The following is a 13,221-nucleotide window of genomic DNA, read 5'->3' as shown; positions in this document are numbered from 1 at the left end:
CTTGCCGCCGTAGCCTACCGACCCCCCATCCCATCCGGTAACAGGGGCCGCCGCCGACTCAGCCCAGGTTGGAACGGCGAGGGTAGGCGTGCTCGGTATCGCAGATCACATTAACCACGTAGGGCACACCGGCGTCGAGGGCTCGCTTGAGGGCAGGGGCGATGTCGTCGGGGCGCTCCACCGTCTCCCCGGCGCCGCCGAGGGCGGCCACCACTTCGTCGTAACGGCACCCCACCTGGAGGTCAGCGACCACGTCGTAGCCGTACATCTGGCGCATGGGGTGCTTCTCCAAACCCCAACAGCCGTTGTTGCCCACCACGATGGCCACCGGCAGGTTGTGGCGCACCAGCGAGTCGGCGTCCATCAGCGAGAACCCGGCCGCTCCGTCGCCCAGCATCAGCACCACTTGGCGGTCGGGGTGGGCCACCCGGGCGGCCATGGCATAGCCCAGACCGGTGCCCAGACAGCCGTAGGGACCGGGGTCCAGCCAGTGGCCCGGCAAGTACGAGTCCACAAACCGCCCGGCGTAGGACACGAAGTCGCCGCCGTCGCCGATCACCACCGCATCGCGGTCCAGCACCTGGCGCAGCTCCCCGTACACCCGGGCGGGCAGGATCGGATCGGCCGCGGTGGTCAGCAGATCTTCCTCCTCGGCCCGGGCCGCATCCTCCGCGTCGCGCAGCTTGGCCACCCACTGGTCGCGCTCAGAGGGGTAGGCCGGCGCGGGACCTTCAGCCAGCGCGGCCAGCATCTGGACCAGATCACCCGACACCGTCGCCGCGGGCTGGGCGTGGGTCGACACCGACTCGGCGCTGTCGGTCAGGTGTACCACCTGGGCATCGCCGAACCGGCCGAACGAGAGCCGGAAATCGAGCGGGGTGCCAGCCACGATCACCAGGTCGGCATCGGAGCGCAGCATTCGCCGGGTGCGGCTGAAGAACAACTCATGGTCAGCCGGCAGGCACCCCCGGCCCAAGCCATTGGCGAACGCCGGCATCCGCTGGGCCTCTACCCAGGCCCGCAGCTCGTCCCACGCGCCGTCCCAGTACACGTCAGTGCCCACCAGCAAGGCCGGGCAGCGGGCGGCAGCCACCATGTCGACCACCGCGGCAACTCCGTCGGGATCAGGAGCCTTGCCCATCGGCATAGGCTCGTCGGGCACGGTCCCGGTACCCTCGGAGAAGAGCACGTCCATGGGGTAGTCCACGAACACCGGGCCCCGATGGGGGGTCATGGCGGCCTGCACGGCCCGGTAGGTGGCGGCGGCCAGATCGTCGCCGCCGCCGGCGGTCAGTGATCGCTTGGTGACCGGCGCCATGATGGGAACGTGGTCCAGCTCTTGGAGCGAGCCCGAACCCCAGCGGGCCTCCGGGGCCCGTCCCCCTAGCACCACCAGCGGCGCGCCGTTCAGCCATGCCGTGGTCACCGCGCTCACCGAGTTGGTCACCCCGGGACCGGCGGTGACCGCGGCCACCCCCGGGCGACGGGTCAGCTTGGCCAGCGCTTCGGCCGCAAAGACCGCAGTCTGCTCATGGCGCACGTCGTAGAGCACCACATCGCCCTGCTTCACCGCCGCGTCATACAGCGGGAAGATATGGCCCCCCGACAGGGTGAATAGCTCCTCCACCCCAAAGGGAGCCAGAGCGGCCAACACCTGATCGCCACCGTGACCGGTCACCTGATTTCCCGACATTCGCCTCACCGTAATATCCATCGGAGTTCGCCGGGACAATAGCCTTGGCTGAATGACCCCGATGGCCGCCTCCACCGTTGGTGCGTGCCCGGAGTCAACCCCTCACGTCAGCGAGTCCAGGCTTGACTGAGAAGCACACCGGCCGACGGGTGCTCAGCATCTTGCTCAGGGTGGGCATCAGTGTGGCCCTGTTCTTCTTGTTGATCTGGTGGCTGCCGTCGTTCGACGCCGACAAGCTGTGGCCCGACTTCAATTCGGCCACCCCCTTCTGGCTGGTCGGCGCGCTGGTGCTCACCGTGATCGGCAATATGGCCGCCACCGCCCGGTGGTACGAGGTGGCCGTCGCCCTTGGGCTTCAAGTGAAGCCCCGACGGATGTTCTCGCACTACATGGCGGGCATGTTCATCTCCAACTTCGTGCCCACCACCGTGGGTGGTGACGTGCTGCGGATGTCCCGTCTTACCAACGACACCGGAGACGGCCCTCACAGCTTTGCCTCGGTGCTGTTGGAGCGGCTCAGCGGTTGGATCGTGCTGCCGGTGTTCACTCTCTTGGGCTTGGCACTGGACGAGGAGCTGCGGGGATTGGGCGCACCCACCCGGGTGGCGGCCAGCACCGCCGGTCTCACCCTGCTGGCTCTCGGCCTGATCCTGCTGCTGGTGGGCAATCAGCGGTTCGGCCGCCTGGTCAGCAGGCGCAACGGCTGGGTCCGCTTCGTCAACGGCCTGCACATGGGCATCGACGAACTGCGGGCCAAGCCCCGCGACACCGGCCGAGTGCTCATCACCGCCTTCGCCTATCAGGCGATCATGCTGGCCGCCGCGGGATGCGCAGCCAAGGCGGTGGGAATCAACGGCCTGGGGCCCATCGAGCTGATGGCGTTCATCCCCGCGGTGCTCATTATCCAAGTGCTGCCCATTGCACTGGGAGGGCTAGGCCTGCGGGAGGGTGCGTTGGTTCTCTTCCTCCACGACCTGGGCGTGATCGACGAGCAGGCCATCGCCATGGGGCTGTTGCTGTATTTCCTGACCGTGGCCGGCAGCCTGGTGGGGCTGCCGACGCTGGTGTTCGGCGGTCAATATTGGCAGCGGGCCTCGCGCTCTCGCCATGGTCGCTGACCGCGGCCGACTCCTGTAGCGATGGCACTGTCGGCCCTCAAGCCGGGCGCCGCATCCAAGAGCCGCACCCGGCCCCGCTGGTATCTGGAGCTGGCGGTAATCGGCGCCTTCTACGGCATCTACTCCTGGGTTCGCAATCAATTCGGCTCCGCGGCGGTGGAGCCGGCCGAGGCGCAGGCCAACGCGTTGTTGGTGATCGACTGGGAGCGCAGCATCGGCCTGTACTTCGAGCGCGATCTCCAAGACCTGTTCATCGGGTGGGTGTCGTTCATCCAGTTCTGGAACCTGTTCTACGGCCTCTTCCATTTCGCAGTGACCGCCTTCACCCTCATCTGGCTCTACTGGCGCTTCCCCCGCCACTATCCGTTCTGGCGCACCACCGGGCTGTTGACCACCGGTTCGGCCCTTTTGGGGTTCGCGCTGTTCCCGCTGATGCCGCCCCGCTTGCTATCGGTGGGCGGCCGTTACGGCGGTGACCTCCCCGAAACCGGCTATATCGACACCGTGCACGAGATGGGCGGGCTGTGGTCGTTCACCGAAGGGGCAGCCGAAACCCTCTCCAACCAGTACGCCGCCATGCCCAGCCTGCATTTCGCCTGGGCCATGTGGTGTTTTCTGGCCCTGCGCAAGCACTTGGTGCACCCGACGGCAAAGTGGGCCATCGCCGCCTATCCCTGGCTGACCCTGTTCGCCATTGTGGTGACCGCCAACCATTACTGGATCGATGCGGTGGGCGGGCTGGGGGCGCTGGGCCTGGGCTGGGTGGGGGCAAGGGGCTTCCATAAATGGCGAGAACGCGAGTAACCTGAAACTCCCAATTCAACGGGAGGGACGTGGACACCAACCATCTTCAGAAAATCACGTGTCCGGCTGATCTGCGCCGTCTGGGCGACGAAGAATTGACCGAGCTGGCTGAGGAGATCCGCGAGTTCATCGTCGAAACGGTCAACGCGAATGGGGGCCATCTGGGCTCCAACCTAGGTGTGGTGGAGCTGACGCTGGCCCTCCACCTGGTGTTCGACTCGCCCCGCGACATCATCCTGTGGGACACCGGCCACCAGGCCTACGTACACAAGATGCTGACCGGGCGGACCGACCAGTTCGAGTCGCTGCGCAAGCCCGGCGGCCTGTCGGGATATCCGAGCCGGGAGGAGTCCCCCCACGACTGGATCGAGAACAGCCACGCGTCCACGGTATTGAGCTATGCCCACGGCCTGGCCACGGCCCAGGAGGCCGCCGGCGGCGAGCAGCGCCGGGTGATCGCGGTGGTGGGAGACGGCTCGCTCACAGGGGGCGTGGCCTTCGAGGGACTCAACAACATCGGACACTCCGGTTGCAACGTGACCATGGTGCTCAACGACAACGGGCGCTCCTATGCCCCCACCATCTCCCGGCTGTCGGAGAGCCTGCTGCGGGTGCGGATGGACCCCCGCTACGTGCGCACCGACAATCAGATCCGCAAAGTGCTCAAGGACATCCCCTGGGTGGGCGATCTGGCCGGCCGAGCCCTGGGGGCCACCAAGGCCGCGGTGCGGGAAATGGTCGAGCCCCGCACGTTCTTCGATGAGCTGGGCATCAACTACTTCGGCCCGTTCGACGGCCACGACCTGGGCAAGCTGGAGCGGGTGTTCAGCCGGGTGTCCCATCTGGAGGGCCCCTGTTTGGTGCATGTGCTCACCCAGAAGGGCCGGGGGTATGCGCCGGCCGAGAACGATCCGGTCAAGAACATGCACGACATGTCGAAGGCCAAGCCGGGGAGCTACACCGAGGCGTTCACCGAGGCGATGATCAAAGAGGCCGAGGCTCGACCCGAGATGGTGGCCATCACCGCAGCCATGCCCGACTCCACTGGGCTGTTGCCGTTCGCCGAGCGGTTCCCCGAGCGGTGCTTCGACGTCGGCATTGCCGAGCAGCACGCGGTGACCGCAGCCGCGGGCATGGCCATGGGCGGGCTCCGCCCGGTGGTGGCCATCTACTCAACGTTTTTGACCCGGGCCATCGACCAGGTGAACCTCGATGTGGGGTTGCACGGCCAGCCCGTGGTGTTCTGCCTCGACCGGGCGGGCATCACCGGCGACGACGGGCCGTCGCACCACGGCGTGCTCGACATGGTGCTGCTAACCAAGATTCCCGGCATGACCGTGCTGGCGCCGTCGTCGTATCAGGAGATCCAGCAGATGCTCCACGACGCCTTGGAGATCACCACCGGCCCGGTGGCAATGCGGTGGTCCAAGACGGCTGCTCCTTCGGTACCTGAGGACGAAGTGGGCCACGGACTCAAGGGCCGCAAGGTGAAAGAGGGCTCCGACGTATGCCTACTGGCGGTGGGCAAGATGCTGGCCAATGCTCAAGAGGCCGCCGAGCTCCTGGAGGCCGATGGCATTTCGACCACTGTGTGGGACGTCCGCTGCGTCAAGCCCCTTGACGAGGACATGCTGGACCACGCGGCCGGACATCGGGTGGTTGTGACCATGGAGGACGGCTGGCGAGAGGGAGGCGCAGGCAGCGGCGTGGCCGAGCGCCTGCTCCTTGCCGAGCGCGGCGGCCCGGTGCCGACCATCCGGGTGCTGGGTGTGCCCAACGAGTACATCCCCCAGGGCGTTCCTGACCAGATACTCGCCGACTGCGGCCTCGACCCCGCCGGCATAGCGGATACCGCCCGCGACGCGCTGGCGGTACAGGTCTAGCGGCGGAGGAGGGTGCCGGGGCGGGCGCCGGTGGGCTGGCCGTTTCGGAAGGTGACCACTCCAGCGCAGATGGTGGCGTCGTAGCCGTCGGCTGATTGCAACAGCCGGCAGGCGCCGGTGGGCAGGTCGCCAACCACCTCGGGCAGATGCAGGCTCATGCCGTCGAGGTCGATCACGTTGATATCGGCCCGCTTGCCGGTGGCCAACACGCCCCGGTCGGCGAAGCCGTATAGCTCGGCCGGCTCGGAGGTGAGCATCTTCACCGCCTCGGCCATCGACAGCTTGGGGCCTCGCTCCCGGTCGCGCACAAAATGCTGGAGCATATAGGTGGGCAGACTTGCGTCGGAGATCACCCTGCAATGGGCCCCGCCATCGGCCAGACCGACCACGGTCATGGGATGCACCATCATCTCCCGCAGGTCCTCGAGGTCGCCGTGTCCATACCCGGTGAAGAACACCTGGATCATGCCCCGCTCGCACATCAGGTCGTACACCAGCCCATACACATCGGCACCGGTCTTCTCGGCCATGGCGGCCACCGACTCCGACGGGTCGGGCTCGAACACTGGTCCGCCGTCGAAGGGAAACGAGGCATGGAGGGAATGGCGCAGGATGCCCATGGCCGGATCGCCCGGGATGTCATCGGCCAGGATGGCGGCCCGCACCTCGGGCCTGCGCAGTTCAACCAGCCGCTCCTCGAGCGGGAGATGGTCGAGCGGCTGATAGGTGGGCCGCTTCTTGAACGGGTTGAACTGATCCCATCCGGCCAACAGCCCGCCGGGGCGGCCCTGCACCTGGGGAACCAGCTTGGCCCCCTCGGCGTTGGCCCTCTCCACGATGTCCAATTGCTGGCGCCACTGGCCGGGGTTGACGTGGACTTGGACCATGGTAAAGGTGATGGCCCGGCCGGTCTCCAGGCTGAGGCGCCGGTAGAGCTCCACCTCTCGGATGGGTGCGTCGGGATCCTCGCCCATCGATCCCGCGGGCACCACCTCAACCAGCGAGTGGCCGTCGAGCGCGCCCATGATGGCGGCCAGCTCCTCATGGTCGGCGAAAGTCCCCGGTACCGGCACTCCCGTCAGCGACGTGTGCATGGGCAGGCGGTTGGTGGAGAACGCCACCGCACCGGCCTGGGTTCCCTCGCCCACGATGCGGGCCATCTCAGCCAGCTCGGCCGCAGTGGCCGACTCGGTGGTGGCCCCCCGATCGCCCATCACATAGGCCCGCACCGACCCGTGGGGCACTTGGGCGGCCACATCGATGGTACGGCGCAGCCGTTCCAACTCGTCGAGGTACTCGGGGAAGGTCTCCCACCGCCAGGTGATCCCCTCCGACAGGGCCGCGCCGGGGATGTCCTCCACCCCCTCCATCAGCTCGATCAGCCAGTCGTGGCGGCTGGGATCGGCGGGGGCGAACCCCACCCCGCAGTTGCCCATCACCACGGTGGTCACCCCGTGCCAGGCCGACGGCGCCATGATCGGATCCCAGGTGGCCTGGCCGTCGTAGTGGGTGTGGATGTCGACAAACCCGGGGGTCACATAGCGGCCCGCAGCGTCGATCGCTTCAGCGGCATCGGCGTCGATGCGGTTCTTGACCGCGGCCACCCGTCCATCGGCCACCGCCACATCGGCCACGGTGGGCGCAGCCCCAGTCCCATCGACAACGGTGCCCCCGCGGATCAGCAGATCAAACATGGGGCCATTCTTTCAGGCGGCGAGGACAACACCCATTCCGCAGACGCCGCGGCATGTACGGAAGCTCAGGTACGGGCGAAATAAGGGTTGTCGCCCGCCTCGTGGTCGGTGGCGTCCACCACGTCGGTGATCTCGGGGATGGCCTCGGTGATCATCACGGTGATGCCCTCTCGCAAGGTGGCCGCGCTCATAGCGCAGCCCTGGCAGCCGCCGCCCATGGTGATGTAGGCAGTGGACCCGTCCACCCCCAGCAGGTTGGCGAACCCGCCGTGGGAGGCCAGTGAGGGGTTGATGTGCTGGTCGAGCAGCTGCTGAAGCTGCTCGGGGATGGTGCCGGAAAGCTCCAAGTCGGCACCGGCCAACAGATCGGGCTTGTTGGGATTGCGGATGACCAGCCCGCCCTGCATGGGGTTGTTGGGCAGGTCCAGGGTGGCGCCGGTCAGATTCTCCACCGACTCGTCGGGAATCATCACGGCCAGGCCCTCGGTGATGATGTGGCGGTGACCCTCGACGCAGTTGGCCACCTCTTCGAAGGCGAGGTCGTAGGTGTAATCGGCGCCGCTGACGCCGGTTATCTCGATGCGCAGGCCGAGGGCTTCGGGATCATCCTCGTTGGACCGGATGTCGAGCACCTTGGCAATGGCCGCCTCGGTGACCTCGAACAGTTGGGCTTCCACGGTTTCGCTCACGGCCACCATCCTACCCGAGCCCGACCCCCGCCACCATGGCCCAGATACCCGATTTGGGGGAAGTATCAGCCTCGGCGGATACGGCCTCGCAGCGCCCGGAAGGCCAGTGATTGGGCCAAAAGCCCCACCACGGCGATGGACAGCAGCGCCCGACCCAGCGCCCAGCCGTCCCAGCCCGAAAACAGCGAGCGCATGCCCTCCAAGGCATAGGTCATGGGGTTGAACCAGGTGATGGCGGCCAGCCAGTCGGTCATGACGTCCCGGCTCACCCAGGCAGTGGTCAGGAACATGAACGGGAAGAACAGCAGGAAGCTGGAGTTGACCGCGCCCGGGTTCCCGGTGCGCAGCGCTATGGCGTAGGGGAAGCCGGTGAAGGCCAGCCCCCAAAGCGCGCCGAACAGCACGAACACCAACACGCCCAGCACCCCGGTGGGGCCGAAGCTCACGCCGATGGCGAATCCCAACGCAATCACCGGAATGGCCATCACCACAAACAGGGTGAAGTCGGCCACCATCAGCCCCAGCAGCAGGGCATAGCGGTTCACGGGGGTCATCAGCAGCCGGTCGAAGTAGCCCTCGGAGATGTCGATCACCAGGGCATTGGCCCGGGACATGCCGGTAACCGCGGTCATGATGGCCACCGGCAGTTGGAAGGCCTTGTAGTCGATGTCGGAGACCACATCGCCGGCCAGGTTCTGAATGGCCCCGATGGTGACCATCAAGAAGAACAGGGGGATCAACATGGCGGGGATGATCGCCTCCAGGTCACGGGGCAGAAGCCGCAGCGCCCGGCTGGCCACCGATGTCATGTCGCCGAAGAATCCCGATGGCTGGGCTCTCACCACGTCGGTGGCGGGCGGGGCGGTGTGGACAGCCCCGCTCATTCCTCCACCTCGATTCGGGCCCCGGTGAGCTCCAGGAACACATCGTCGAGGGTGGTGGGGTGAATCGACAGATCGCTCACCTCCACCCCGGCGGCCGACAAAGCAACTGCCACCGGGCTGACCACCGATGCCCCATCACCGGTGGCCGCGCTCACTTCGTTGGCGTACACCTCGATATGGCTGATCCCCGGCACTTGGGCGATGGCCGCAGCGGCTGCCTCGGGGTCACCCGCCACCCGGGCCACCACTACGTCGGAACCCACCGTGCGCTTGAGCTCATCGGGCGTCCCCTCGGCCACGAGCAGGCCCTCGTTCAAGATGCCCACTCGGTGGGTGAGGGCGTCGGCCTCCTCCAGATATTGGGTGGTGAGGAAGATGGTCATGCCCAGATCTCGGTTTAAGCGCCGAATCTGCTCCCACACCACCGCCCGGCTGATGGGGTCGAGCCCGGTGGTGGGCTCGTCCAGGAACAGCACCTCGGGGTTGTGCATCAGCGCGGCGGCCAGATCCAGGCGGCGCTTCATGCCCCCCGAATAGGTGGACACCCGCCGGTCGATGGCGTCCATTTCCAGCAGGGGGGCCAGTTCGTCGATGCGGACTCCGATGGCCTCCCGCTCCAGGCCGTAGTAGCGGCCTTGCAGGGTCAGGGTCTCCCGGCCGGTGAGCTTGCCGTCGAGGGCGGCGTCCTGGAGGGCCACACCGATACTCAAGCGCACCAAATCGCCCTGAGTGCCCACGTCGTAGCCAGCTACTGAGGCCTCGCCTGCGGTCATCGATGCCAGCGTGCAAAGCATCCGCACCACGGTGGACTTGCCCGCGCCGTTGGGGCCCAGAAATCCGTAGATCTCCCCGGCGGCCACTTCGAGGTCGAGCGAGTCGACCGCCACCACCTCACCGTAGGTTCGGCGCAGCCCCTGGGCAGAAATGGCCGCTGGCACAGTCGATGATGCTACCGACCACCTTCGCGATATTCTCATCGCCCATGCCGGAGACATCCAGCCCCTTCGTCAGCTACGAGCTGAACGGCGACGTCGCCGTCGTCCGCCTCGACGATGGAAAGGTCAATGTGCTGTCACATGAGGTGATCGACACCTTGCACGAATCACTCGATCGGGCGGAGAGCGAGGCCAAAGCAGTGGTGATGATCGGTCGCCCGGGCAAGTTCACCGCAGGCTTCGACCTGAAGGTGTTGCAATCGGGACCTGAGGCGGCCCGGGACCTGTTCCGTGCCGGCATGGACTTGTTTGTGCGGTTGTACGAGTTCCCCCTCCCCGTGGTAGCGGCCTGCACCGGCCACGCCTTCGCCGCGGGGGCCATCTGGCTTATGTGCTGCGACGTGCGCATCGGCGCTGATTTGGACGTCAAGATCGGCCTCAACGAGACCGCTATCGGGATGGTGCTTCCCACATCGGTGGTCACAATTGCCCGTGATCGCCTCTCCCCCCGCCATGTTCTGTCCTCGGTGCTTCTGGCCCGGCTCTACTCGCCCCAGGACGCCACCGACGTGGGCTATTTGGACCGGGTTGTTGCCGAAGATGAATTGGAGCAAGCGGCCATAGCCGAAGCGGCCGGTCTGGCCGAGGGACTCTCGCGGAGGGCCTTCACCGGCACCCGACGCGTGATCCGGGGGCCGGTGGTCCAGTCGATTCGGGAGATGCTCGACGATGACACCCGGTCGTTCACCGTCGGGCTGTCGTGATTGACGAGAATTCAAAAACAGGAGGACAGCAACCATGAGCGATCCAGTCGTCGAATTGCTCGAAGCGGTCTGGGACTCCATCGCCCACCTCGGTGCCGACTTGAGCGAGGAGCAGTGGGACACCCCCACCGAGTGCCCCGGCTGGTCGGTGCGCGACCAGGTGAGCCACATCGTGGGCCTCGAGCGAATGCTGGCCGGAGAAAGCCCTGAGCCTCCCGCCACTGAGGGCGGCTTTGAGGGCATCGCCGCCTTCAACGAGGGCCAGATCGCGCCCCGCCGGTCCCGACCCGGCTCCGAGGTGCTGGCCGAGATGAACGACATCTGCGCCCGCCGCCTGGAGATGCTGCGCACCATGCCCGAAGAGAAATGGGACGAGGTGGGCTTCACCCCCATCGGCGACGCCCCATACCGCACGTTCATGCACATCCGGGTGTTCGACTGCTGGGCCCACGAGCAGGACATGCGCCGGGCGCTGGGCATCCCCGGCCACCTGAGCGGCCCAGTGGTCCAGCACTGCTTGGACTGGCACGCCCGCAACATGGGCTACGTGGTGGGCAAGAAGGCCGGAGCGCCCGAGGGCAGCACGGTGGTGTTCGCCATAGACGGCGACGCCGACGGTCCCCGAGGCGTGGCCGTGGCCGATGGCCGGGCCAAGCCTGCGCCCCCGGCCGATAATCCCACCGTTGCCGTGCACACCGATGTGGACACCTACAACGCCCTGTGCTGCGGCCGCACCGACCCGGCCGCCGCGCTGGCCGACGGCTTGGTGACGCTGGCGGGCGACGAAGAACTGGGCGAGCGGGTGGTTCTGGCCCTGGCCTACGTTTCGTGAGCGCCTGAGGAGCCCACTGGAGGCATCGGGATCTCGAGGCGAGCGCCTGACTACTCGACCGCGTCCATCCGGGCCTCGAGGTCGAGGGCCCGGGGGCTCACCGACAAGTCGAAATCTGTGCTGCCCAGCGTGGCCTCGTTCCACACCTCCCGGTCCACCAGCCAGTTGCCCCAGCCCGTGAACCATCCGTCGTGGTACGACTCGAACTGGGGCGCCCACCAATCCCGCAGTGGCAAGCGGGTGGTCTGGTGGTCGGCCAGATCAGGGGCGATCCCGGCGATGTTGCTCCCGGCCAAAGCGAGCACGAAGTCGGCGGAGGCGTTCTGCGCCGAGGCGCTGTCGGTCCATCGGAGCCCCTCGTAGCCCCGGAAATACCACAGGTTGGGCACCGAGATGGCGTTGTCCACCGCCACTGTCACCGGGCCTTCACCGATCGACTTGGAGTACTCGTTGAGCGCCTCGATGCGCTCGACGGTGTCGAGGTAGTCGTCGGTGGTGTGGACCTGGGTCAACAGCTCCCGGGGGTCGCGCTGGTTCACATAGTTGGTCCTCCACGCGAAGAACAGGGTGGTGGCCACTAGGCCGGCCAGCACCACCCACACCGCTGGCATCCACATCTTCTTCCCGGCCCGCCACAGCACCTGCACGCCGTAACCGGCCAGAAAGGCCATCGGCACCACGATGTGCAGCGCCAACCACGGGAATCGCTCGCTGGCCCAGGAGTACGAGAACCAGCTGGCCACCGCGGTCCACACCATGAACTTGCCGACGAAGGTGGGGTTGCGGAACACGTGGACCGTGCCGATCACCGCCAATATGCACACCAGGTACTCATACAGCGGGATGGTGTACAGGTAGTAGTGCCACGGCTCGCTGCCCCGGTTGGTGTCCTGCTCGCCCCGCCAATAGGTGATCCCCTCGGTGAATCCGTCCATGAAGCCCTCTGAGTTGGTGAAGAACACCGTGAACCACATGGCGAAGAAGAACAGGAAGACCGCGGCGGCCAGCACCCATCCCCACCCGGGTACGCCCCGGGCGGCCCGCACCACCGGCAGATCCCAAATCTCCCGTGGGCTGGCCAGCATGAGCACGACCATCACCATGAGCACCCCATAGACGCCCAGGGTCACGAAAACCTCGGCGTTGTAGTAGGCGCTGACCCCGAATGCGATGCCCATGGGCACTAGCCCGATGGGCAGCATCCAAGACCACCCGGCGGCCCCGCCGGGCTCGGCCCGGCCGGGCTCGGCCTCAGAATCGGCCGGGAAAGCCTGCCGGACCGCCTGCTCCCCCAATAGAGCCAACAGAAAGCCCCCGAATATGAACACGACGATGAACGTGGTCTCTTTGACCGCGAAGCCGGCGGCCAACAAGAACGCGAACAGCGCGGGCAAAAGCAGCCGGGGGCGGTCCAGGAAGCGGACCACCACCACCATCATGGCCAGGGTGATGAACGCGGTCAGCGCGTCTTCCCGGCCCAGCCGGGTCATGTACAGGGCGATCGGGCTGAACGCCAGCACCGCTGAGGCGCACAGGGTTGCCACCGGGCCCAATGACCGGCGCAGGAACCACGGCAGAACGATCATCCCGACCCCGGCCAACACCGCCACCATGCGGGCAGTGGTGTGGGATTCCCCGAACACCCAGAAGAACGCCGCCGTCAGGTAGAAGCGCAGCGGCCCGTGGTACACCGGGTCGTAGCCCTCGTAGGTGTCTTCCAGGAACCGCCACGAGTACCAGGCGTCGATGCTCTCGTCGTGGTGGAAGGGCCGCTCGGCCAGCTCCACCAGTCGCAGCACCAACCCAGCCACCGCCATCGCCCCCACGGCGATGGCCAGCGCAGTCTCCGGACGGCGGCGCCAGAACTCCAGCGGGCTCCAGCCCTCCAGGGGAACGTCTCGCTCTCGGGTCGTGGCTCGCATGGC

11 protein-coding genes are annotated in these 13,221 nt (G+C 66.8%); 5 read left to right on the top strand and 6 right to left on the bottom strand.

The genetic code is table 11. The features are described from left to right. Window positions 1-58: 58 nt before the first annotated feature. Window positions 59-1,693: an acetolactate synthase gene (locus ACOGXH_RS02690; protein ID WP_419927576.1), complete on the bottom strand. Its 1,635-nt coding sequence runs from the start codon at window positions 1,691-1,693 to the stop codon at window positions 59-61. Window positions 1,694-1,815: 122 nt separating this feature from the next. Between ACOGXH_RS02690 and ACOGXH_RS02685 the strand changes: the two genes are divergently transcribed. Genes ACOGXH_RS02685 through dxs form a run of 3 tightly spaced genes read left to right on the top strand, consistent with a single transcriptional unit; the run spans window position 1,816 to window position 5,498 of the window. Continuing rightward, window positions 1,816-2,811 (top strand): lysylphosphatidylglycerol synthase transmembrane domain-containing protein, encoded by a 996-nt coding sequence (locus ACOGXH_RS02685; RefSeq protein WP_419927575.1) that lies wholly within the window; start codon window positions 1,816-1,818, stop codon window positions 2,809-2,811. 21 nt (window positions 2,812-2,832) lie between these two features. Next, window positions 2,833-3,615 carry a phosphatase PAP2 family protein gene (locus ACOGXH_RS02680; RefSeq protein WP_419927574.1) on the top strand — a complete coding sequence of 261 codons (783 nt, stop codon included), beginning with the start codon at window positions 2,833-2,835 and terminating at the stop codon, window positions 3,613-3,615. A 29-nt stretch (window positions 3,616-3,644) separates the two neighbouring features. Next, complete coding sequence (gene dxs / locus ACOGXH_RS02675) at window positions 3,645-5,498, top strand: 1-deoxy-D-xylulose-5-phosphate synthase (RefSeq protein WP_419927573.1); 1,854 nt, start codon at window positions 3,645-3,647, stop codon at window positions 5,496-5,498. On the opposite strand, the gene ACOGXH_RS02670 is transcribed toward dxs, so the two are convergent. The 4 genes from ACOGXH_RS02670 to ACOGXH_RS02655 all read right to left on the bottom strand — a co-directional run bounded on the left by ACOGXH_RS02670 (window position 5,495) and on the right by ACOGXH_RS02655 (window position 9,703). After that, window positions 5,495-7,192: an N-acyl-D-amino-acid deacylase family protein gene (locus tag ACOGXH_RS02670; protein WP_419927572.1), complete on the bottom strand. Its 1,698-nt coding sequence runs from the start codon at window positions 7,190-7,192 to the stop codon at window positions 5,495-5,497. The genes dxs and ACOGXH_RS02670 overlap by 4 nt on opposite strands. Before the next feature lie 65 nt (window positions 7,193-7,257). Beyond that, window positions 7,258-7,881, bottom strand: a complete 624-nt coding sequence (locus tag ACOGXH_RS02665) for a NifU family protein (RefSeq protein ID WP_419927571.1) — start codon at window positions 7,879-7,881, stop codon at window positions 7,258-7,260. A gap of 65 nt (window positions 7,882-7,946) precedes the next feature. Then, window positions 7,947-8,765, bottom strand: coding sequence for an ABC transporter permease (locus ACOGXH_RS02660; protein ID WP_419927570.1), 819 nt, complete (start codon window positions 8,763-8,765; stop codon window positions 7,947-7,949). Next, window positions 8,762-9,703, bottom strand: coding sequence for an ATP-binding cassette domain-containing protein (locus tag ACOGXH_RS02655; protein WP_419927569.1), 942 nt, complete (start codon window positions 9,701-9,703; stop codon window positions 8,762-8,764). Before ACOGXH_RS02655 ends, ACOGXH_RS02660 begins: the two co-directional genes overlap by 4 nt. A gap of 44 nt (window positions 9,704-9,747) precedes the next feature. Between ACOGXH_RS02655 and ACOGXH_RS02650 the strand changes: the two genes are divergently transcribed. Next, a complete protein-coding gene (locus ACOGXH_RS02650; RefSeq protein ID WP_419927568.1) occupies window positions 9,748-10,464 on the top strand; it encodes a crotonase/enoyl-CoA hydratase family protein in 717 nt (238 codons plus the stop codon). A gap of 34 nt (window positions 10,465-10,498) precedes the next feature. Beyond that, the gene (locus tag ACOGXH_RS02645; RefSeq protein ID WP_419927567.1) at window positions 10,499-11,296 is read left to right on the top strand and encodes a maleylpyruvate isomerase family mycothiol-dependent enzyme; all 798 of its coding nucleotides are present in this window, start codon (window positions 10,499-10,501) and stop codon (window positions 11,294-11,296) included. A gap of 50 nt (window positions 11,297-11,346) precedes the next feature. Here the strand turns inward: ACOGXH_RS02645 and ACOGXH_RS02640 are convergent, their stop codons facing one another. Beyond that, on the bottom strand, window positions 11,347-13,218 hold the full coding sequence (locus ACOGXH_RS02640; protein WP_419927566.1) for a flippase activity-associated protein Agl23: 1,872 nt from the start codon (window positions 13,216-13,218) through the stop codon (window positions 11,347-11,349). Window positions 13,219-13,221 lie beyond the last annotated feature (3 nt).

It is taken from the genome of Candidatus Poriferisocius sp. (assembly GCF_965208355.1).
In the GTDB taxonomy this organism is placed as follows: Bacteria; Actinomycetota; Acidimicrobiia; order Acidimicrobiales; family Bin134; genus Poriferisocius.
The sequence above is the reverse complement of the archived record's forward strand: the minus strand, read 5'-3'. Positions and strand labels throughout refer to the sequence as shown.